Here is a 23,102-nt window from a genome sequence, read left to right on the forward strand (position 1 = left end):
AGGATCAGTAGGCTTTGACCGGAGATACAAACCCAATAGGCTTTAATGCCAGCAGTGAGCAATCAATTTTCTGGAGAATATTCTCTGCTGTATTGCCAATCATAAACCCTGGTATGCCCGTGCGGGCGACCGTGCCCATTATTAAAATGTCAATGCTTTTTTGACTTATGATCGCGGGGATAACCTCTTCGGGTTGGCCTTTTTGATGCTCAATTTGGTATTCCTCAGGAATTTTCGACCGTTTAATCAAGTCTCGCAGTAACAAACCTTGGGCTTGCTGTTCTTCGAGGACGATTTTTTCAAGCTCTTCTTTAGATACTTTTATCCAGACGCTGTCTCGCAAATAGTTTTCCAGTGCGAACGCCCAGCATGAAATAATGCTTAATTTTCCCTGATAAAAGCGGCTCAATGAATGAGAAAGCTCCAGTAAGCGAATTGATAAATCTTGTGCGGCAGGTTCCTCATCTCTGGGATCGATTGCGACTGCAATTCGTATATCCTCTAACGAGTGTTTAAGAGGGCGATAAAGAAATAAGGCACAAGGGCATTTGCGCAACAATTCCATGTCAAGGGATTTAAAGCCTTTTATCCCCTCTGTTTCAACAGCTTTAATAAGGAGATCATGAGAATGCTTAAGAACATGACGAATAATCCGGATATCGGGTGTGGTACCACACTCCACTTCAATATCGATGGGAATTTTCTTTTTGGAAAATCCAAGTCCTGATTTTGCCAATCGAATGGCTTTGTTCATTTTTTCAATCAATGATTCTTCATAAGAAGATTTGTATTCACTTAACGTGTCAGGAAAGGGAGGACAACTAATTAAGATACCTAATTGGGCTTCGTTCTTTAAAGCCAATTTAATTGCCAGCTGTAAAGCTTCTGTTTCATCCCTCACTCCATGGCTGACGAATAAAATATTATGAAATCGTTGCATTACTTATTCCTCCGTGAAAATCCTCGTCTAATTCCTTAAAACCAAATCCTCTGGGATTTTGCTTGTAATTGTCCTCATTCACATCCGTATTCCTTCCTTGGGTAAAAACAAAACACAGAACATGCTGAAATGGCAACCCTTCTGCAAATATATTGAAGGCCCTAGCACCCAACAGTATTGCTGAAATTATAGTATTTAATGCTTCATCTAGCATTGCCTCAGCATGCTTGCATCAAATGGCTGTATGCGTTATATCTGCATCGGCTGGCAAAAAGCCTAAGTTTAGTTGTTACCTAATTGCTCTTCGAAATGGATTCTTAGGGGGCGAAAGGAGTAGACAGGGGTAATCTATTGCTATTTTTGGAGACAACATAGCGCAGTCATACCCTTATTGCCACTGCTACAACAATAGCAAATACTTCATTAGCAATCGCTATTTTTCTTAAGCAGGTTGCCCCTGTTAAGAATTGTTTTCCGGTTAGGGTTTGGCAGAAGCGCTTTTTAATAGCAAAAACCCAGTTAATCCAGATAGAAAAGAACCAAGGACTACCCCGATTTTAACCATGGATATTAAAGCGGAATCATTATTTTGGTACGCCAAGCTGCCGATAAAAAGACTCATGGTAAAACCAACCCCACAAATGAGTGCGATGCCATAAACTTGGGTGAGTTTTACCTTGTCTGCTTTAAGGAGCTGCCTGAATTTAACAAAATAACCTAAAGAAATAAAAATACCGAATTGTTTGCCAAAAAATAACCCTAGGCCAACCCCCAAAACGATTGGATGGAGAAACATCGATAAATCAAGCCCTATAAAAGTCACGCCTGAGTTGGCAAAGGCAAATACAGGAAGGATTAAAAAAACAACCCAATGATGCAAGCCATCTTCCAAACGGGTTAGCATGGATTGTTTACCCTCATCGGGAATCGTCATGGCAATTACAATTCCCGCAAGGGTTGCATGCACACCCGATTTTAATACTGCAATCCATAGTAGTAATCCAAAAAACATGAACACCGAAAGATAACGGCATTTGAAATAATTTAAGCAAATCAAAATAACAGTAAACAACAAAGCCAGCGAAAGTGAAAGTAACGACAAGTTTTCGGTATAAAACAAAGCAATAATGAAGATTGCTGCCATATCATCAAAAATAGCAATGGCCGTCAGTAAAATTTTGAGTGAGAAAGGGACCCGCGAGCCTAAAAGAGACACGATGGCTAAGCTAAAGGCAATATCAGTGGCAGTAGGGATTGCCCAGCCCTTAAGATAGGCTGGATTATGGGCATTAAAGAAAATAAAGATCAGTGCTGGAAAGAGTAAGCCACTTAATGCCGTAAACGCAGGAACCATGATGTTGGCTTTATTACTTAAAATTCCCCGATTAATTTCCCGTTTGATTTCAAGGCCAATTAATAAAAAATAGATTGCCATTAACCCATCATTAATCCATAAGAGAAGCGGTTTTTTTATGGATAAGCCCCCAATTGCAACCCCACAAATAACCCTGAAAAAATTGTCATAGGCATTGTAATAGGGTGAATTAGCCACAATTATTGCAAGTGCTGAAGCAATAAATAAAAGAACACCCCCTATTGTCTCTAAGTTGTAAAAGCTATCGGCTTTTTTCATGGATGGATCTGAATTTATAAAAAATTCAGTGTACGTGGAGTTCTCGTTCGATACAATCCAATGTCTGAAATGACTAGCAGATGAGCTTGCTCATTCAACAAGCTCAGAGCACAACACTCAATTTGTCCCAGTTAGAGCGCGCCGTGCTCAGGAAGCACCTTTGGGCGTACTTACAAGCCAAGTCAGTGTATAGTCACTAATTTCTTGCTTATCTTAAACGCACTTCATTCAATTTTGCACACTAAGTCGTGCTACTATACTCTAATCTTGAATTTGATTTTTTAAGCTCATGTTAACGTTTAATCAAATTAGTCTGGCCCGAGGCAATAAAATCCTTTTGGAAAACAGCAGTGCTACCCTCTTTGAAAAACAAAAAGTTGGCCTGGTGGGGCATAATGGCTGTGGGAAATCGAGCCTGTTCGCCCTTATATTGGGTCAATTACAATGCGATAGTGGTGAATACATTGTCAATCCACAACTGAAAATTAGCCATCTTTCGCAACAACTGCCTGATAGTGAAGAAACAGCCCTCGATTTTGTTCTTGCAGGAGATGAGGAATACATTGCCCTGCAGCGGCGCCTGGCGCGAGCGGAGACACATCAACAACATGCTGAAGTGCTCCTTTGCCATGAACAGTTAAAACAAACTGGTGGCTACAGCAAGCCAGCACAAGCTGCGGCCATTATGGCAGGGCTTGGGTTTTCAAAAGAGGAACAGACTAAATCAGTCAACAGCTTTTCCGGTGGTTGGCGCATGCGCTTGAGTCTCGCCCGTTGCCTCATGAAACCTGCTGATCTCATGCTTCTCGACGAACCAACAAACCACCTGGATATGGAAGCAATTTTTTGGTTGGAGCGATGGCTAAAACAATGCCCCAGCAGCATTCTGCTCATTTCCCATGATCGAGAGTTTCTCGATGCCATCGTGACCGACATTCTGCACATTGAACAACGAAAGTTGAATTTGTACCGGGGAAATTACAGCCGATTTGAACAAACTCGAGCCCAGCAATTAGCCTTGCAGCAAATGATGTATGAAAAGCAGCAACAAAAAATTACCCACATGATGGCCTATGTCAACCGCTTTCGTGCCAAGGCCTCCAAAGCCAAGCAAGCCCAGAGCCGATTAAATGCCATTGAAAAAATGGATTTAATCGCTCAAGCCCAAGTAGACTCGCCTTTTTCCTTTAATTTTTATCCCTGTCCACGAGCAAGCAATCCCTTAATTCATTGCAGTCAGGTCAGCGCAGGATACTCCGATGAAGCAATCATTCTTAAACACTTAAATTTGAACATCAGCCTTGGCGATCGGGTGGCATTGCTAGGACCTAATGGGCAAGGTAAATCCACTCTTATTAAAACGCTAACTGGAAGTCTTTCGCCATTGGCTGGAACCATCCACCGCGCCCAACATCTTCATATTGGCTACTATGCCCAACATCAACTTGAAGATTTGGATAACAGCCTAAGCCCAACCCAAACCATTCAAAATTTGTCGCCAGAAGCCAAGGAACAACAGATCAGAGATTTTCTTGGCGGATTTAATTTCATCGGAGACATGGCGCAAAAGCCCATCCATTATTTTTCAGGCGGTGAAAAGGCAAGGCTGGCCTTGGCCAAACTGGTCTGGCAAAAACCCAATCTATTATTGCTGGATGAGCCCACCAACCATCTCGACTTGGAAATGCGCGCCGCGATTGAGATAGCTTTGCAAAGCTATGAAGGGGCAATGATTTTAATTTCTCATGACAGGCACCTTCTACGCACCACAGTTGATAATTTTTACCTGGTCTATGCAAAAGAGGTGCGGGAATTTAAAGGTGATTTAGAGGACTATTACCACTGGCTGCAAAATCGCGAGCCTAAAAAAGAACATGCAAGTGTGGCCAATACCAGTTACCGCGAGAAAAAATCCTTGCAAAACCGTATGAAAAAATTAGAGCAAATGGTGAATCAACTCCATGAAGGCTTACAGGAACTGGAACATAAACTGGCTGATCTTTCCTTGTATGAAACCGGCCAAGAAAAGAAATTGCAAGGTTTGCTTAAACAGCAAAGGGCAATGAAAGAAGAACTTTCCGCCGCTGAGCAAGAATGGTTAACCGTAGCCGATGAACTTGAGCAATAATCCATAAATCCAATGCCCTTGTCGGCCTATCATTAGCTGGTATGCCGGATTTTACTGCACACCCAGCTCAATGAGATAATTTTGAATACTCGAAATGGAGCTGAATTTTTCCTTTACTAAAGGGATAATTGGAATTTGAATTTTAAATTCGTGTTCCAGCTCGACCACCAGTAATGCCAGAACCAAATTATCCAGGCCAACTTGTGTAAGTGGCACAGACTCATCTTCAGGAATGGTTTGTAATCCTGCATCAATCAAAGCTTTTTTTATGCGATCACCGAACATACAGTCATCCTTTCAATACATTTTACTTTTTCATTCGTTTCCCGGCTCTTTGTGCATTGCACATTAAGCTTTCAATTTCCGGGCTTTCTTACAGATAAATTATAACACGCAATTTCTTGTTTTAAGATTGCTATGTCTCCAAGCAATATAATGGTTAACAGACGCCCATACTGGCACAATTCTGATTTTATCCAATCTCACTAATGGTTTTCACCTCTCAATCTGGTGGATTCTTATTCAGTAACAAGCTAAGGTTATTGAAAGGAATTAGGATTGTGCGGTTATGGAATTTAGTCAAAATTACTTTCGTCAGCATTTGGGCATCAAATGGCCGCTTATACTTGCGCCTTTAGGCGGTGGCCCATCCACTCCTGAACTGGTTGCCGCAGTGACTAACTCAGGGGGCTTAGGCTCTTTTGCTGCAGCCTATTTGCCTCCCGGGCAAATAGAGGAGGAGGTTCGCAGGCTTCGTGATTTAACTTCTGGACCTTTTGCAATTAATTTATTCGCCCCTAGCCCCCCTTGTCGAATTAATCCGGAACAACTCAAAAAAGCTCTCCAGATTACAGGAAAATATCGTAAAGAACTTAATCTCCCTGAACCCAATTTTGCCCCCCCCTTTTGCGGAGAATTTTGAAAGGCAGATGGATGTCATTCTTAAAATAAAGCCAGCAGTTTTTAGCTTCACGTTTGGACTGGTCAGTCCTGATATTATTAGGGAATGTAGGCGACTTAATATTTTAACCATGGGCACAGCTACGACTTTTGAGGAGGGGCTTGCCTTGCAAAATGCAGGAGTGAATGCCGTAGTTGCGCAAGGTATTGAAGCAGGCGGACATCGTGGAACTTTTTTAAAGAAGCAAGATTCGCTCCTTGGGACATTCGCCCTCACTCGAATACTAAGTAATTTGGATATTCCTGTTATCGCAGCCGGCGGCATTATGGATGGTCAGGGCATAGCAGCAGCACTGGCATTGGGGGCTGATGCTGTGCAGTTAGGTACTGCCTTTTTATTGTGTAAAGAAGCAGGCACATCCACATCATATCGCCAAGCTTTATTAAATTCACCTCATGACAGCACACGATTAACCAATGCCTTTTCGGGACGGTATGCTCGAGGAATTGCTAATCGCTTTATGCTTGAGGTTGAGCAAGACCAAGACGCCATTCTCCCTTTTCCTCTGCAAAATGCCCTAACGAGAGACATCAGAAGAAAAGCCGCTGAATTGCAAGAGCCACAATTTTTATCTTTATGGGCAGGACAAGGATTTAAGCTGATTCGTGAAATGGAAACTGAGCAGTTGATGCATACCCTGTATTCGGAAACTTCAGCCGCAATGAAACAACTAGGGAGAGAATAATTTCTCATTAGAAGTTTAAACTAATGGCGCTTAAGGACAGTCATGAAAAAAATCGATTTCGAAAACCATTTTTACACGCAGAAATGCATCACCTATTTAAGTCAGAAAAACAGCCCGGCTAATATCGTGGCTCATGAAAATTCCCTTGACAGTTTTACTGTTCAATTCAGCCAAGAAGTCAGCTTGTTTCACCCTGAGAAGCTGGTTAAAGCCTTATTAGGCATCGGTAAGAGCCGGGTAGCAGAAATGGATAAAAACCAAATCGACATCCAGATATTGTCTTTATCAGTCCCTTCTGGTGTGGATAGCTCAGCAGAGGATGCTAAGCAAGCCCCTTCACTCGCACGTGATGCAAATGATGTTCTCTTCGAAGCCATTGAAGCTTTTCCGGAACGCTTTCGAGGATTTGCCGCCATTGCGCCTTATGAAGTGGAGGAAGGAGTTAAAGAGTTGATTCGGGCCATTAACGAATTAAAGTTCATTGGCTGGTTAACCCATTCAAATTTTGGCCCAGATGAATACCTCGACAACAGGAAATATTGGCCTTTGTTGGAAGCCGCAGAATCTTTAAATGTTCCTGTTTACATCCATCCTACAGTTCCAACGATGAAAGAGTTCGCTAAATATGGATTCGCGCTTGCAGGAAGTGCCGTGGGTTTTCAATTTGACACGGCACTTTGCCTAATGCGTATGATTCTTTCTGGTGTATTTGATCGCTTCCCAAGATTAAAAATAATTCTTGGACATTTAGGTGAAACCCTGGTTTTCCTCATGGAACGCCTGGATCATATGTATCGATACCCAGATTTGAAATCCAGCCGTCCTGCAATACAGCGAATTCCATCAGAAGTACTGAAAGAAAACGTTTACATCACTACTTCAGGGAGATTTTATGTCCCTGCACTTCACTATGTCATCAAAGCCATGGGGGAAGATAGAATCCTTTTCGCAACGGATTATCCCATGGAGAGTATGGAAGAAAGCGTTGCATTCATTGAAAATGCGATGCTGCCAAAAGAAGTACAACAAAAAATTTTTTCGGAAAATGGCATGCAATTCGTCCATAAAGGAAATAGCTAGCGCATATATGGCTGAAACTTTTCATGTTAAAATAATATCCAATTTAATCTTTCACTCGCACCATGAAAAAGCGCATCATTATAGGGATCTCAGGAGCTTCTGGGATAATTTATGGCATCCGGCTCCTGGAATTGTTGGCTGATACTGAGTTTGAAACGCATTTAATAATTTCCAAAGCAGCCCAGCTGACCCGTGCTTATGAAAGCCACTTATCCGCGACAGAATTAGCCGATTTGGCGGATGTAACTTATCGTATCGATGATGTGGCTGCCTCACTCTCCAGTGGCTCTTATAGAACTTTGGGGATGATCATAGCCCCTTGCTCAATGAAAACGCTTGCAAGCATAGCAAACGGCCTGAGCTCCAATTTATTAACCCGTGCTGCGGAAGTGGTGCTTAAAGAACGTCGCAAATTGGTTCTATTGGCACGAGAAACACCATTGCATTTAGCACATATTGAAAATATGAAAAAAGTAACCGAAATGGGGGCTATTGTGGCTCCTCCTGTCCCAGCGTTTTACAATCAGCCTCAAAGTCTTGATGACATTGTCAATCACACTGCCGGCCGTGTTCTGGATTTATTTGACATCGATGTCCATGCCGTTCGTCGCTGGAAAAACGATACCTGAATGCAGATGAATGAGGTTGGCTACTGAAACGAATCATCTCAGCAGCCCTTGCCTTTACCAAATCACGCAACGATTTTTATTAACCATTGGACAGTTTTCGGGAAGATTGAATGCCGCCTGAAATTGCGGCATATTGGCTAAAGTACCATTCACCCGATAAGTCATGGGAGGATGGGGATCGGTGGTTACCATATTCCTGGCTTGCTCAGGACGGATGTTACTCGCCCAAATGTGCGCCGAACCCAGGAAAAATTGCTGGTCTGGAGTAAAGCCCGCAATGGTTTTGGCATTTTTGTAATCTTTTGATGCGTGGAATGCATGATAAGCCAGAGTTAGGCCACCTAAATCTGCCGTGGCTTCTCCCACAACCAGATTGCCTTGAACAGACAAATCGCCATTTACTTTATAATGGGAAAACTGCTCTGCAATACAATTAGTAGCGGCTTGGAATTTCTTTAAATCTTCCGGACTCCACCAGTTGTTAAGATTACCATGACCATCAAAAAGCGCCCCTTTATCATCAAAGCCATGGGTCATTTCATGCCCAATGATGAAGCCAATGGCCCCGTAATTTACGGCTGCAGGCGCCTTGGGATCAAAGAAGGGAGTCTGCAAAATGCCGGCAGGAAGATTGATATTATTCATTGAAGGATCATAGTAAGCATTAATGGTCTGCGGTGTCATTTGCCATTCCGTGCGATCGACCGGCTTACCTATTTTATTCAAATCTCGTTTGACTAAAAATTCACTGGCGCGTATCACATTTAGAACATAGGGGCCTCTGTCAATTTTAAGGCTTGAATAGTCCCACCACTTTTCAGGATAACCAACCCGTTCTTCCATTAAATCCAATTTCTTAAGAGCAGCCTGTCGAGTAGCTGGTGTCATCCAGCTTAAGCTTTGCAAATCTTGTTTCAAAGCTTGGCGAATGTTTTGTACTATTTCCAATACCTTCTGTTTCGACTCGGGAGAGAAATACTTCTCGACATACATTTTGCCAATGGCAAAACCTAATGCACCATTTTCTGTCTTCACCACCCGCTTCCATCGCGGCAGTTGTTTTTCCGCGCCATTGATTGCTGAAACCATGCGAAAGTTTTCATCAACAAAGGGTTTCGACAAATAGGATGCGAAACTGTCGATTAAGTGCCATCGCAAATAAGTTTTCCAGTCTTCCAAAGACAATGCAGTTAATTGTTCATTCACTGTTTTAAAAAATTCGGGAGTTGCCAAGTTAATTGATTTCAATTGCGGAAGGCCAATGTCGACGAAATATCGAGACCAGGAAAAATGAGGTGTAGCCGCCTGCAATTGTTTTTCATCCATGGGATGATAAATCGCATAGGGGTCACGTAATTCAATTTGGCTCAGTGAAGCTTTGGCAAGAGTGGTTTCAAAGGCCATGACCTGTTGGGCCTCTTTAGCGGCCACATCCGCTTTATCACCTAACAACACGAACATTTTCTGCATGTGATCAACATAGGCTTGGCGGATATCCGCAAATTTTTTATCGTCTTTGAGGTAATAATCCCTATCCGGTAAACCAAGGCCTCCTTGGATGGCCGCACCAATCATCTCATTGCTGTTTTTAAAATCCTGCATGCTCCCAAAACCAAATAAAACATCCACACCTATTTGCTGCAAATGGGCGATGACGCCTTGCAATTCGCTCTCGCTGTTGATGGCCGCAATCCGGTCAAATTCAGGTTTTAGCGGGCTTACGCCAACTTTATTGATAAGTGCCTCATCCATGCCACTGTAATAAAAATCGCCAACTTTTTGCTCTATGCTTCCGGGTTTGGCCTGTCTATCATTGGCTGCAGCAATGAGCATTTGATGAATGGTATTTTGAACTTTTTCATTCAAAATATGGAATGCTCCCCAGGCTTCGTACTCTGGGGGAATGGGATTTTGCTTCTGCCAGGTGCCATTCGCATAGGCGAAAAAATTCTGGCTTGGCTGAACGCTGCTATCCAGCCAATCCAAATGCAAACTGGTACTGGCATCGGTTGCTGGAGTAGCGGCGTAAGAGCTGCAAAGACCTACTATGGCGGCAAATAATTTTCTTAAACGCATCAAAACACTCCCTATGGAATAGAACAACAATTCTGAATGAAACGCCAATCCTGGAGGAAGTTGGATCTTCCAACAAAATCCTATGGTGCAAAACCATTAATGCATCCTAAATTAAATCTAACACATAGGCATTCCGAATTAAAATCGAGGTACTTGCAAAACCGGTTTTGCAGGCGACAAGAAGCAGTTTACTTCCTGATTGCAAGATGGCTGCAAAGGTTTATTTAGGTTAGCAAGAAGCTTCCCAGAATGAATTCTTCAATCCTTGCTGGCTTTAAAACAATAGGGGCTGGGATAAAATATCCATGTCATGGGCCATTAATCGGCGGTTGGCACGAAAATAAGTCATCGGGGAATGCTCTAGTAAATCTGAAAATTTTTCCATGTAGATGCAAGCAAAACGCTCAACCTGATAGGCAAAATAAGTTTCTTCCGCCCCTGCACGGAATACTCGCCCCCAATGTGGATTGTAGAATTTTTGCTCATCTCGCAGCAGTTTTGAAATTTCCTTATCCAGGCTTGATATTTGATTTTGAAATTCAGCTATTTGCTCATCGTATTTTCTAGTTTCCTCATCAATGCTTCTGGTATAAAGATCAATGTTTTTCTGCTCGAGAACTTTTTTAACATTCATCGCCTCAACAATTTTCTGCTCGATAGGCAGGGCTTTTTTCTGCGATTCAATTTCCTGGCCGAGCTCTTCAACAACCAAGGCAGTCCGCCAGTTGCAATCTTTCTTCAACCTTAAAATATCGCCATAAATATGGTCCCCAAGATATAGAATTTCATCGCCATTGATTGCAAGATCTTCCGTGAATTTTCTGGCGTTTCCACCTTGATAAACACCTGGAGTAATGGGCCCATAAGTGTTAGTCATGCTTCCATCTTTTGGGTTAACGGCCAAAAATCTCAAATTATCATAGAAGAAGCGTGGCTTGTGAGCCAAAGTGATGACGTATTCAAATAAATCTAGCCAGGTTTCGCCTCTTTTCATAAAAGGGGTCAAAGCATAACTGAGTAAAATATCAGTGTACTTAAATTCAGAGTTGGTCAGCAGAAAGAATTTTTTGCCATAGCGCATATAGCGTTTTAGTCCTTCTACTACTTCTTTTTCCCGCAGGACATAATGTTCTAGATTATCAGCAATAAAGCGCTTTAAACTGCCATCCGCATGCGCTTCATCAACCGAGCTTAAAACATCCAAAGCAATGCCGCTGTAGGTTGGCAAATCATGTGGGCGTTCGTCTTTTAAGTCAATCAACTGGCTGTATAAAACGCAAAAAGCAATGGAAAATGAAGTATCGATGGCGATGTAATTTGGATCTTTTAAATCCACATAAATACTGCGATAAATTTCTTTTTGCTCAGCAAAGCTGATTTCTTTAGTCCCGTGATAGCTTTGTCGGATTGCAGCATAGCGGCTTAATTTTAAAATATTGCCATTTTTGCTGTCGATGATTAAGCCGCGAATCGCATCGTCAAAAATAAATTTAAATTTTCGGATGTCAGTAGGGTAGTTTTTATTTTTTATTAATTTCTCAACCACTAATTCATAGACCAAGGCCTCAAAATTCCTCGTGTTATAACGTATAAGCGTATGATCCATATCTAAGCCAATGTATTTGATCTTCTTCATGTTCAAAATACGATTTACAAAAACTTTGTGGTTCATCTTTCTTCCTCAAATGGACGGGACTATCCCTAACCGAAACGCTTAGCAGTTGTTTTAGCTAAATTTTTTGTTGGAATGGATATTAATCCCATCAACCAGAGTTAGCAACCAGAAGAGAGAGCAGTAATATGCCTAACTTGCAATTACCATGGAATTATCTCACCCGTATAGCTTCGCAACGTTTCGCCATGACTGTCTTTCTTATAGAGTTCAATCACGTTTAACATGGATGCTACACTGTCGTGAACATTGATTTCAGCATTGCTGCCTCCTAAATCTGTTTTCACCCAACCGGGGTGCAGAAGCATGACTTTAATGTCTTTTTCGGCCACATCCAAAGCAAATGAACGCATGACACAATTTAAAGCGGCTTTACTGGCGCGATAGGCATAGCTTCTTCCCCAGCTATTATCACCAATGCTTCCCATTCTTGAGCTTATATTTATAATTAGCTTTTCCTTACCTTTGTGTAACAAAGGGAGGAATGTGTCGCTGACTTTCAAAGGACTTAAGCAATTGATGTTCATGACGTTCAAAAAATTATCGCGATCTATATGACCCACCGTGACTCCGGACTCGCCACTAATGCCTGCGTTATTGATGAGCCAATCCAATGATTCCCCTTGTAGTTCATCAAATAAGTTTTTAATGCTTTCATCACGACTGATGTCTAAGGGATAAATCGAAATGTTGCTGTATTGCTTGGCCAAGTCAGATAATTCGGAAGCAGCGGCCGGCTCCCGACAAGTGGCAAAAATCTTCTCGCCCTTCTGACTCAATTGCCGCACCAGTTCCAAGCCAATGCCGCGATTACTTCCTGTAATTAAAATCGTTCTCATACTTTGTCCTTAGCTATTTGGTTTGACTTGATTGTCTTTCTTTGTTTGTGTTTGTTGCTGGAATTGATTGATTAAATCAAGTACTTGTTCCTTTTTCCTGGGCCAGTTTTCGACGATTTCCTGATTTAATACTTTGCAATTATCCGCCATCCAGGGCCCCAGTTGTAAAAAAATAGCCGGACTTTTAACTTGTAAACATTCCACAAATTGCCTTTGGCTTTCTTTTTTACATAAATTTCCCTCTTTAAAACAATCTTGCACGATTTCATCCGTCAGGCTTTGCCAGTTAGGCGGTGGCTCCACTCCCAAAAATGATTTATTCATCACTTGCGGCAAGGCTGTTTTAGTAACCCATTGCAAGTCAGACGGCAGAACTCCTTGAGCGCAAAAATCCTTTTGCAAAGCGTGGTGCAAATCTTCCACAATGGGTTTAATTTTAGCTTCATCAAAACAAGGTACCATTTGAGCCGCTGAAGCTGAACAAGTCACTATGAACAAAGCAGTGAAGCAAATTGATTTTAAAATTGGCATAGTATCCTCCTCCCTGAGTCGCCTATTTGAAGTATTGCACAAAAAAACGATGACGCTAACGGTGAGCGCAAGTCTTAAGTCTAATACATTGCTGATTGAACTGATTTGAAGTTTAAAGATTCAATTTGAAATGCTTGAAAGAGGGACCACTCGCTCATCCTCTTTTGCCCCACCAGCTGACGAAGCATTGAGTTTAAAACCTCCAGTATTAAAAAAAGGGATATTTTGCGGTTTACTGGAATAATCAGAACAAAAGCGAAGATCCCCTCTATTTTTCATCTTCCACCGGCCAGAGTGCCCTGCACCAACATTATAGTCCAGCGCTCTAAACAGCAGATCCTTATCCGCTAAATTGTCTAGAATGTAATTAAATATGGGTATTCTTGCTGACCTTTTTTTGCTAAGTTGTCCTTGAACAGCCACATTAATGTTACCCCAGGGATCGCAAATGACAGCATCAGGCCCCCACGTACTCGGATCTCTAAGATCAGAACTGGCTTCACGACCAATAATGACAAAGCAGTGATCGCCAGGGTAGGTTATGTTGATTTTTTCAACCCTAATGTACTCACCTTTTACATATTTTAATGGACACTCCAATAACAAAAGGAAAGCAATAGCGCTTAGCTCTCCGCAATTACCGATGCCATATTTAATGCTGTTTTTTGCATTATTTTCTACATCATGAAAAAAGGTTTTTACTGTACCATCGCTATGCCACCCTGCTCCGGTTTTCAGTCTTGCACTTCGCATCCAGAACGTGAAATTCCCTAAGGTATCAATGTGGCGATAACCCACATTATCAGTAAAACCTATGAACCTGTTGTGATGATCTTCAACATTATCGGCCGGGTTTGGACTAACGCTCCAACTTGCGATTTGGTGTTTCATCAATTTAGGATGCTTGCGGCGTACCATACCCAAAAGCAGTGACTGTTCAACAGTAGCTCCAGCTTTGTTGGTACTAAAAGGAACTAGTTGTTGAGTTCTTTGTTTGGCCCATTTGCCTAATTGTAAGTTGATTTCTAGTCCCATAATTACATTCCCGTATGACTCATTTAATCATTTTGATGCAAATATAATCAATTCAAGATATAAGATGACTGATTGCTTGAAAAATCCGCGATTATAAGGAATAAAACTTAAGTAATTATTAACAGGCTTGCTCAACCCAATTTTCATAAATTCACTCCTGTGAGTATCAGCAAAGGCTGAACTCTCAGGGATTCAGTGACAGAACGCATAGCTATACCGTTAATCCCAGGGCTATGCTCTTGAATACTGAGAAACTTCTGTATTTCTGCTAAATTTGGCCTAATTTAGGTCTCTTAGTTGTGTATTCATGCCAAATTTTCAAAAAATAAATGCAAGTAGAATAGTAGTTGTGGGTGACGGCCCTGCCGCTATGATAACTTGCATCAAGTTAAGCCTATTGGGCGTTAAACATTTGACCCTGGTTGGTCCTCGCATAGGCAACTATATCCGCTCAGGTGAGTTTAATAGGGAAGTATTCGAACAGGTTAATGCGGCGATTTCTCCTCTAACCATCACGATTCCCAATGAATATGGCTCCTCTGCAAATTACATTAGAAATTTAGAAAAACAACTCTATGCCTACGTTCAACAGCTAAACATTAATTGCATAAGAAAAAAATTTGAAACCTGTGTGGGTCATACCTTGATAAAATTGATTAATCCTTTAGATTTGACGGATTCTGAAATCATAGCCGCGGATTTGGTATTTGATTGCACCGGTAGCAAAAGGGCTGTTATCAAAAATATCAATCAAACATTACAGCAACCAGCTTTTCAAATAACTCCCTTATCCGATTTCAGTTTTACTTTCGCAATGGCTAGATTTGATTATTCTTTAAAGGATGGAAGCGGAATTAAGTGGGCGAAAAATACTGTCATTGAAGATTTATCACTCCTACTAAAATTACATCGCCTTGGTTGGCCTTTTTTTGTGTTGCCTGTTTTTTATCATTTTGATTGGGAATCAAGCAATAGCAAACAAAATTTATATTTTCAATGTCCTGACAATGCCACTCCTGATGATGTTCAAAAAATGGCAACTTTGATGGAGGACCATTATTCTTTACATTTCAATAACGAAAAAATAGACAGCATCCGTTTTTTTCATGCACCTTCAAAAAAGCACCCTGATAAAAAAATTACATCCACATTCAAATTTGCTCCTCGTCTAACCACCCCCTGCTTTTATCCGGGTGACCAATTATCTCCCTTTGTTATTCCTCTTGGAGATTCATTACTTGATGTCCCTTTTATTTTTGCAGAAAGTCTTATCACCTTTACTAAGGTTCTCAAGCAACTTGCCTCATCCTTAATCATTGAAAATGCTGTGATCACCGCCTTTGATTTAAATTACGAACAGCAAGTGGAGAAACAATTAACCTCCCCAATCAATAAAATAAAAGAGGGATTGTTAAAACTGGCTGAAAGAAATGCACAAGGATCCATCTTTGAGGAAAAACAAAGAATGTTCTAGACAGGCTAAAAATCTGTGATGAGGCCTTAAACTGCGATATTATGTTTTCATTGAACTCACATTGTGTAATTTGAAAATGGAATTTCCAAATGAGCACGTTCTTCCAACTTTTTTTATTGATCTCCTCGCTATTTTGCCTGTACAAACGTGTTTACTTGCACTGAAATCGAAATTAATGCCAGCAATAACAGCAAAATAATTGCACTCACTAGGGAATTATCCATGCCTTTGAATGCACAGGAAATCTTATGGCGTTTTGGTTAGGCCAAGGGTCTGCAGGTTATAGCACAATTTAGCAACTACAATTCATTTAATCTGAGTGATTGCTTTATTTTCCAAAAATCCTTCCATGGATCTTCTGTTAATTGTTTTAAACGCGCGGGCAAAGTTCGAATGGTGAAGTAGTTGTCCTCAATGTTATCGCTGAGCTCATTCCAGTGCAGAGGGGTTGAGACTGGAGCGTGCGGTCTTGCTCTTGAAGAGTATGCTGCGATGGCTGTCGCCCCTCTTTGATTGCGTAAATAATCAATAAAAATTTTTCCTTTTCGTTTTGCTTTGGCCATGTTCGTAACGTAAGCATCTGGATTTAACCTTTCCATAACCTCTACAAAAACATTGGTAAAATTCTTAACCTCATCCCACTCATATTCAGGTTCAACAGGAATTACCACGTGAAGCCCCTTACCGCCGGTGGTTTTAACAAAACTGGTTAATTGATACTCTTCCAAATGCTGTTTAATTTCAAAGGCGGCCTCAACGACTTGTTTCCAGGAGACGTCAGGCCCAGGATCCAAATCGATTGTAATCACATCGGGACATTCAACGTTTTCTATCGTGCTGCCCCATGGATGAATTTCCAAAACACCCATTTGCACAAGACTTAATAAACCTTTTTTATCATTTAAAAAGATGTAATCCTCCATCTCGCCGCCATTTAAATTTTTAATGGGGACTGCCAACAAGGCTTTCGGAGTAGCTTTATAATAATGTTTCTGAAAAAAACATTTCTCATAATTACTTGGGCATCGAACTAAGGTAAGCGGTCTATTGGTTACATAAGGCAGAATAAAATCGCTGATTTCATCATAGTAGTCGTAAAGATCTTGTTTAGTAATGTGGTCTTCTTTGTAAAGAATTTTATGGGCATTTGATAACTTGACAGCATCCTTTGATTGAGGCTCCTTTTCCACTCGGCTTACCTCCACTTGGGTTTCCCGTTTAACAGCAGAAGCTTTTTTATCTTCGCGTAAACCTTTAAAGCTCGGATGTCTCAACTTATTCTCAGAAGTCCATTCGCTAAACTCAATTTCTGCTACCAGTTTTGGCTTCACCCAGACAGCACCTTTGCTGTCGTTTGGCTTGATTTTAAAGGGCATATCATCGCTAATCAATGGCTGTAGTTTTTGGTAAACTTGTTTTAACGATTCATCGGAAAAACCCGTACCCACATTACCACAGTATACGAGCTCTCCTTCATCGTCATACACACCTAAAAAGAGGGAACGAAAATATTGCCGCGCGCCTTTTGCCTTGGAATAACCACCAATGACAAACTCCTGACGGTGGTTGCACTTAATTTTAAGCCATGATTTAGAACGTTTTTCTTGATAACTGCTATGAATATTTTTTGAAATGACCCCTTCTAACTGCAATTGACAAGCATTTTCGAACACTTCATCACCTTGACCTATGATGTGGTCGCTGTAGCGGAGGGTTGAATGGCCATAAGGTATCAGTTCACGCAGAATGTCTTTCCGCTCGAGAAGGGACAGTTTTCTTAAGTCATATTTGTCAAAATAGAGCACATCAAAAATGTAGTAAATAAAAGGATAATCCTTGTCCGCCTTCAATGAATTTTGCAGCAATTGAAAACTTGAGTGTCCTTTTTCGTCAAGCAGAATGATTTCTCCATCGAATACAACCGAGCGATAAGGTAGTTTTGTTAATTCTTCAACGACGTTTTTAAAATGCCCTGTCCAATCAATATGGTTGCGGGACATTAAACGAATGTTTCCATTCTCTTTAAAACCAAGGATGCGGTATCCATCCAACTTAATCTCATGGAGCCAATCCTCACCTTTAGGTGGTTTATCCACCAAGGTAGCCAATTCTGGTGAAATTTGTTTGGGAAAGGAAGCGGCCTTCAATCCTGCTGGCAAACGCTTTTCAATTTCGCGCTCACTAACCGGTTTGGAAGCAGCTTGAACCAGTCCCTCCTCCCGCGTCCAAATGTTATCGTAATTTTGAGCGATATCATCAATGCTTCGGCTCGTAAGAACGCTATTGGGTTTCTCAAGGGTAATATCATATTCTTGAAATGGTTTCGCGAATTCATCGTTGTACTTTATTAAAAACCAGGATTTATCTTCTCTTTTGAAGCGAATTAAATCCCAACGTCCGCGGAGCTTTTCAGCTTTCAATTCGAAACGCAGATGCCCTTTTTCATAAGCCTTGCGTGGATCATCATCCAGAGGAAACCATTCTCCCTTATCCCAAAGCATGACTGTACCACCACCATATTCTCCTTGAGGAATGATGCCTTCAAAAGAACCGTACTCAATGGGATGATCCTCAACATGCATGGCTAAACGTTTGACGCCAGGATCAAGACAGGGTCCCTTCGGCACAACCCAACTTTTAAGGACTCCATCAAGCTCAATTCGAAAATCATAGTGCAAGTGGCTGGCGGCATGCTTTTGAATAATGAAAAGATGATGATCTTGCGCGTGAACCTCACCTTTAGGTTCGGGGGTTTTTTTAAAATCCCTTTTTTGATGATACTCATGAAGACCCATCGGCAATCCCTTATGTAATCCATATCCTTTATTATAGGTGAAGGATTCTAAACAGTTTTTGGATTAATTTAATTGCTTAGGATCAATAGCCAGGATTAAATCATCCTCCTTTCTGGCAAAGCCTCGACCATCCCGATTATTGCTTGCAACGTAAAACAATCCATCCGGTCCCAAACGAATGTCACGGAGCCGCCCTACTTTATTTTGCAGATAGCTTTTTAATTCTTTTGTTTTGACATTGAAGGCAAACAGCGCTTGCCCTCTCAAACCACAAAAATAAAATATGCCATGATAAAATTCGGCTCCGGAAGGTGCCCATGTCTCTACTCCGCTTTGTAAAATAGAAGTTTGCATGCCCCCTTTACCTTCTTGGCCAATGATCTCTGGCCAGCCGTAATTAGCTCCCGGTTTAATTAAATTTATTTCATCATGTGCCCTGGGTCCATGTTCGGTAGCCCAGAGTTGACCATGGTCATCCCAGGCCAAACCTTGTGGATTGCGATGGCCATAAGAATATATCAACGAATTGGGGAAAGGATTATTTTTAGGAATATGGCCATCAGCATCTATTCTTAAAATTTTTCCTGATAATGACTGCAAATTTTGCGCATTTTCCGGGTGATTGGCATCACCGGTAGTGATATAGAGTAAACCATCCGGGCCAAAGCGCAATCGCCCACCATTATGAATCGCTGCGGCTGGAATTTCATCGACGAGTGTCTTTGGATTACTCAACTGGGAATGATCCCATTGAAAACGCACCACTTTATTAAAATAATGAGTTTGCTTTGAGTAACTGTAATAAAGATATATGAAAGGTTTGTAGCCAAAATTTGGATGCACGGCCAAACCCAGCAATCCCCCCTCACCAATGCTGGATACCTCATTAATTCGAGCCACCAATTTCGGTGAGTGGTTCTGATCATTTAAATCGAGGAGTTTGATTGTTCCTGAACGCTCAGTAAATAACAACTTGCCGTCGGGTAAGAAATCGAGACTCCAGGGGACATTCAAATGATCCGCTACAACGTTCAGGGTATTGCTGGCAACATCCTTAACGGAAATTGAGGTTTTGGCAGTCGCTGGCACTGAAAACCAGGGGCATCCTGTGGTGAGAGTAAACAATAAAAATACAAAGGCTGCCTGTTTATTCATGGCAATCGCAGAGCAAGGGGCATTTCAATGATAGTTACCCAGTTCCCATTAATTTGCAATGAGCAAATGCCATAACGCTAAGTACTCCGCAGGCAATTTGCTTAGGATAGAAAAGGATTATCACTGAGCCTTTAATTGCTGCAGAAGTTTTTTTGCAGCTTCTTGTTCAGCTTTTCGTCGATTAGGGCCACTGCCTGCAGAACACTCCTTAATACCGCTTATTTTACAAGAAACGTGAAATATCTGCTCGTGCTCTTCTCCCTCGACTCTGAGAAGACTGTACTCAGGCAGTGGCTTTCTAGATGCTTGTAAATATTCCTGTAGCTGAGTTTTGGCATCTTTCAAATTATCGTGTAAAGCGGAATCTTCTAGTCGCGAATGGTATAACTTAAGCACCAGGTCACGGCTGGCTTCTATCCCCCCGTCTAAAAAAACCGCGGCGATAACAGCCTCTAAGGCATCTGCAAGAATAGACGCTCTGCGAAAACCTCCACTCTTCAGTTCACCTTGGCCGAGAAATAAATAATCGCCAAGTTGCAGCTCATTTGCAATTTCTGCAAGCATTTCGCCTTTGACGAGAAAGGCCCGCAAACGACTCAGCTGACCTTCTGTTTGTTCTGGAAATTGTTGAAACAGGGCATAGGCGATCACAAAACTTAAAATAGAATCCCCTAAAAATTCATAGCGTTCATTGTTGTCTGTACCGACACTGCAATGAGTTAAAGCTTGCTTTAGCAGAGACACATTTTTAAAACTATAGCCTAAGCGGCGGCTTAGGCGTTGCAAATCAATTGGAACCAATATTAAAACCTCGAATTGACATCCCTAACTAATGGATTGGCCGTCCTAGTTTTGACCATCGCACGCTGTCGGTCTTTCCATTCCAGCTCATCCAGACTAAAAAGGCCTTCCCACGCAAATACGACTCAGGGGTAAAGCCCCAAAAGCGACTATCAGCGCTGTCATCACGGTTATCGCCCATCATAAAATAATGGCCTTCGGGCACAACCACGTCAAAATCCTCTGCGGGAACGTCAGGTCTTACAAAAATATTATGTTCGACACCATTTAAATTTTCCCGATATTTAGCAACAGCGCGCCCAGAACTCTCATCCGTAGTATATTCAACAAAAGTCTGTTTCATTTCCTTACCATTAATACTTAAGACTTTGTTATGGTAAGTCACTTTATCACCAGGAATACCTACTACGCGCTTAATGTAATCATAGCTGGGGTCAGGTGGCCAACGAAAAACGGCCACATCCCCAACTTTGGGATCAGAAATAGGTAAAATTTTAGTTTCCAAAACAGGTAGCCTTAAGCCATAGGCGAATTTATTAACAGCTACGAAATCCCCCACGAGCAAGGTTGGCTCCAGTGAACCGGAAGGAATGCGAAAAGGCTCGATGAGAAAAGACCGTAACAACAGAACCAGAATAAAAACGGGGAAAAAAGAACGGGAGTACTCGATTATACGCCCAGGTTTTTCATCGGGTTTACGTCTCCTGGCGAAGTAAAGTATATCCAATAAATAAATTACTCCGCTAACCAAGGAAAGAATGACCAATAATAAAGCGAAATTCATAATTAACTGTTCCTGTTATTTTTTTCTTTCGGTTTGGAAAACAGCCATAAAAGCTTCTTGCGGAATTTCAACATGCCCAACCTGTTTCATGCGTTTTTTACCCGCTTTTTGTTTTTCCAACAGTTTTCTCTTGCGAGTCACGTCTCCTCCATAACATTTGGCGGTGACGTTTTTGCGCAATGCTTTCACAGTCTGGCGTGCAATGATGTGATTGCCTAAAGCGGCTTGAATCGCCACATCAAACATTTGACGAGGTATTAAATCACGCATTTTTTCAACGAGGGCTTTTCCTCGGCTATAAGCATCCGAACGATGGACAATCACAGCCAAAGCATCCACGCGTTCGCTGTTAATTAGTACATCCATCTTGACCAAATCAGCTTCCTGGAAACGAACAAAATTGTAATCCAAAGAGGCATAACCTCGGCTGACAGACTTTAATCGATCAAAGAAATCTGAAACCACTTCGCTCATGGGTAAATCATAAGAAACAGACACCTGGCGACCGCTGTAGGTCATATTAACCTGCACTCCACGCCTATCCACACAAAGGCTGATGATTTGTCCTAAGTAATCTTGGGGAACAAGAATATTCGCTCGAACAATCGGTTCAAACATTTGTTTGATTTGCTGAGGCGGAGGAAGCTGTGAGGGATTATCAATCATCAATGTTTCTCCCTTGGTATCTACCACCTGGTAAACGACCGTTGGAGCAGTTGAGATTAAGTCCAGATTGTATTCTCTCTCCAGTCTCTCCTGAATAATCTCCATATGCAGCATACCCAAAAAGCCGCAACGAAAGCCAAATCCCAATGCCTCAGAAGACTCAGGCTCATAAAAGAGGGAGGCATCATTCAAACTGAGCTTAGCCAATGCTTCGCGAAACGCTTCAAAATCATCAGCACTTATCGGGAAAAGACCTGCATAAACTTGGGGTTTAACCTTTTTAAAACCAGGTAAAGGAGTTTGTGCCTGATGCTTTTCCAAAGTTAAGGTATCACCAACGGGAGCTCCCTGGATGTCCTTGATCCCAGCCACCACATACCCCACCTCTCCTGCTTTAAGAAGTTCTGTTTTGGTTCGTTTGGGTGTGAAAATCCCCACCTGATCGACTTCATAGGCTTTCCCGGTGGACATGACGCGCAATTTATCCCCTTTCTTAAGAGAACCATGGGCGATACGCACCAAAGACACCACGCCAAGATAACTGTCAAACCATGAATCAATAATCAAGGCCTGTAGAGGAGCATCCACATCACCTTCGGGAGGAGGGATGCGTGCCACGAGGGCTTCAAGCACGTCTTCGACCCCATATCCGCTTTTGGCGCTAACGCGGATGGCATCATGAGCTTCCAGGCCAATGATGTCTTCAATTTCACTGATAACCCGCTCAGGTTCTGCCTGGGGCAAATCAATTTTGTTTAACACAGGAAGAATTTCAAGGTTCTGATCAATGGCGGTATAGCAAACGGCCACGGTTTGAGCCTCAACGCCCTGGGCTGCATCCACAACCAGAATGGCTCCCTCACAGGCAGCAAGGGAACGAGAAACTTCATAACTGAAGTCCACGTGTCCTGGAGTATCGATAAAATTTAGCAGATAAGTCTTACCATCACGAGCTTTGTAGTTTAAAGATACACTCTGTGCTTTGATAGTAATCCCGCGTTCCCGCTCAATATCCATTGAATCAAGAACTTGCTCAGCCATCTCTCGATCTGACAATCCCCCACACAGCTGAATAAAACGATCAGCAAGTGTTGATTTACCATGATCGATATGGGCAATAATAGAAAAGTTACGAATTCGCGTTAAATCGCTCAACTGACAAAACCTAGTTATAAAATAGCTTATTTTAGCTGAATTATTAGCATCCAGAAAGTGGCA

Annotated in this window: 20 protein-coding genes; 6 read left to right on the forward strand and 14 right to left on the reverse strand. The window is 41.8% G+C overall.

The window, feature by feature from the left end; genetic code table 11:
- Positions 1-4 precede the first annotated feature (4 nt).
- The 3 genes from EL203_RS10010 to nhaA all read right to left on the reverse strand — a co-directional run bounded on the left by EL203_RS10010 (position 5) and on the right by nhaA (position 2,573).
- Positions 5-940, reverse strand: a complete 936-nt coding sequence (locus EL203_RS10010; RefSeq protein WP_058472117.1) for a universal stress protein — start codon at positions 938-940, stop codon at positions 5-7.
- Positions 924-1,154, reverse strand: a complete 231-nt coding sequence (locus EL203_RS10015) for a hypothetical protein (protein ID WP_058472116.1) — start codon at positions 1,152-1,154, stop codon at positions 924-926. The genes EL203_RS10010 and EL203_RS10015 overlap by 17 nt, the downstream gene beginning before the upstream one ends.
- Before the next feature lie 264 nt (positions 1,155-1,418).
- Entirely contained in the window at positions 1,419-2,573 is a 1,155-nt protein-coding gene (nhaA, locus tag EL203_RS10020; RefSeq protein WP_058472115.1) for a Na+/H+ antiporter NhaA, read from the reverse strand.
- Between the two features lie 289 nt (positions 2,574-2,862).
- Here nhaA and EL203_RS10025 point away from each other — a divergent pair, with 289 nt between their 5' ends.
- The gene (locus EL203_RS10025) at positions 2,863-4,701 is read left to right on the forward strand and encodes an ABC-F family ATP-binding cassette domain-containing protein (RefSeq protein WP_058472114.1); all 1,839 of its coding nucleotides are present in this window, start codon (positions 2,863-2,865) and stop codon (positions 4,699-4,701) included.
- Between the two features lie 51 nt (positions 4,702-4,752).
- Here EL203_RS10025 and EL203_RS10030 read toward each other — a convergent pair whose 3' ends face one another.
- Entirely contained in the window at positions 4,753-4,986 is a 234-nt protein-coding gene (locus EL203_RS10030; RefSeq protein WP_058472113.1) for a phosphopantetheine-binding protein, read from the reverse strand.
- 283 nt (positions 4,987-5,269) lie between these two features.
- Between EL203_RS10030 and EL203_RS14685 the strand changes: the two genes are divergently transcribed.
- From EL203_RS14685 to EL203_RS10050, 4 genes are all read left to right on the forward strand, one after another.
- Complete coding sequence (locus EL203_RS14685; protein ID WP_058472112.1) at positions 5,270-5,623, forward strand: NAD(P)H-dependent flavin oxidoreductase; 354 nt, start codon at positions 5,270-5,272, stop codon at positions 5,621-5,623.
- A 7-nt stretch (positions 5,624-5,630) separates the two neighbouring features.
- Positions 5,631-6,347: an NAD(P)H-dependent flavin oxidoreductase gene (locus EL203_RS10040; RefSeq protein ID WP_058472111.1), complete on the forward strand. Its 717-nt coding sequence runs from the start codon at positions 5,631-5,633 to the stop codon at positions 6,345-6,347.
- A 42-nt stretch (positions 6,348-6,389) separates the two neighbouring features.
- Complete coding sequence (locus EL203_RS10045; protein WP_058472110.1) at positions 6,390-7,427, forward strand: amidohydrolase family protein; 1,038 nt, start codon at positions 6,390-6,392, stop codon at positions 7,425-7,427.
- Positions 7,428-7,489: 62 nt separating this feature from the next.
- Positions 7,490-8,056 (forward strand): UbiX family flavin prenyltransferase, encoded by a 567-nt coding sequence (locus EL203_RS10050; protein ID WP_058472109.1) that lies wholly within the window; start codon positions 7,490-7,492, stop codon positions 8,054-8,056.
- A gap of 54 nt (positions 8,057-8,110) precedes the next feature.
- Here the strand turns inward: EL203_RS10050 and EL203_RS10055 are convergent, their stop codons facing one another.
- From EL203_RS10055 to EL203_RS10075, 5 genes are all read right to left on the reverse strand, one after another.
- A complete protein-coding gene (locus EL203_RS10055) occupies positions 8,111-10,132 on the reverse strand; it encodes a M13 family metallopeptidase (RefSeq protein ID WP_058472108.1) in 2,022 nt (673 codons plus the stop codon).
- A 274-nt stretch (positions 10,133-10,406) separates the two neighbouring features.
- The gene (locus EL203_RS10060) at positions 10,407-11,768 is read right to left on the reverse strand and encodes an HAD-IG family 5'-nucleotidase (RefSeq protein WP_408610128.1); all 1,362 of its coding nucleotides are present in this window, start codon (positions 11,766-11,768) and stop codon (positions 10,407-10,409) included.
- 179 nt (positions 11,769-11,947) lie between these two features.
- The gene (locus EL203_RS10065; RefSeq protein WP_058472106.1) at positions 11,948-12,643 is read right to left on the reverse strand and encodes an SDR family oxidoreductase; all 696 of its coding nucleotides are present in this window, start codon (positions 12,641-12,643) and stop codon (positions 11,948-11,950) included.
- 9 nt (positions 12,644-12,652) lie between these two features.
- Positions 12,653-13,174, reverse strand: a complete 522-nt coding sequence (locus EL203_RS10070) for a hypothetical protein (RefSeq protein ID WP_058472105.1) — start codon at positions 13,172-13,174, stop codon at positions 12,653-12,655.
- Between the two features lie 120 nt (positions 13,175-13,294).
- The gene (locus EL203_RS10075) at positions 13,295-14,209 is read right to left on the reverse strand and encodes a hypothetical protein (protein WP_058472104.1); all 915 of its coding nucleotides are present in this window, start codon (positions 14,207-14,209) and stop codon (positions 13,295-13,297) included.
- A gap of 307 nt (positions 14,210-14,516) precedes the next feature.
- On the opposite strand from EL203_RS10075, the gene EL203_RS10080 reads away from it, so the two are divergent.
- The gene (locus EL203_RS10080) at positions 14,517-15,683 is read left to right on the forward strand and encodes a hypothetical protein (protein ID WP_058472103.1); all 1,167 of its coding nucleotides are present in this window, start codon (positions 14,517-14,519) and stop codon (positions 15,681-15,683) included.
- A gap of 299 nt (positions 15,684-15,982) precedes the next feature.
- Here the strand turns inward: EL203_RS10080 and ligD are convergent, their stop codons facing one another.
- From ligD to lepA, 5 genes are all read right to left on the reverse strand, one after another.
- Complete coding sequence (gene ligD / locus EL203_RS10085) at positions 15,983-18,478, reverse strand: DNA ligase D (RefSeq protein WP_058472102.1); 2,496 nt, start codon at positions 18,476-18,478, stop codon at positions 15,983-15,985.
- A gap of 63 nt (positions 18,479-18,541) precedes the next feature.
- On the reverse strand, positions 18,542-19,633 hold the full coding sequence (locus EL203_RS10090; protein WP_058472101.1) for a PQQ-dependent sugar dehydrogenase: 1,092 nt from the start codon (positions 19,631-19,633) through the stop codon (positions 18,542-18,544).
- 120 nt (positions 19,634-19,753) lie between these two features.
- A complete protein-coding gene (rnc, locus tag EL203_RS10095) occupies positions 19,754-20,437 on the reverse strand; it encodes a ribonuclease III (protein WP_082647203.1) in 684 nt (227 codons plus the stop codon).
- 25 nt (positions 20,438-20,462) lie between these two features.
- On the reverse strand, positions 20,463-21,218 hold the full coding sequence (lepB, locus tag EL203_RS10100) for a signal peptidase I (RefSeq protein WP_058472099.1): 756 nt from the start codon (positions 21,216-21,218) through the stop codon (positions 20,463-20,465).
- A 15-nt stretch (positions 21,219-21,233) separates the two neighbouring features.
- A complete protein-coding gene (gene lepA, locus EL203_RS10105; RefSeq protein WP_375232611.1) occupies positions 21,234-23,069 on the reverse strand; it encodes a translation elongation factor 4 in 1,836 nt (611 codons plus the stop codon).
- Positions 23,070-23,102 lie beyond the last annotated feature (33 nt).

The organism is Legionella jordanis, assembly GCF_900637635.1.
GTDB lineage: Bacteria > Pseudomonadota > Gammaproteobacteria > Legionellales > Legionellaceae > Tatlockia > Tatlockia jordanis.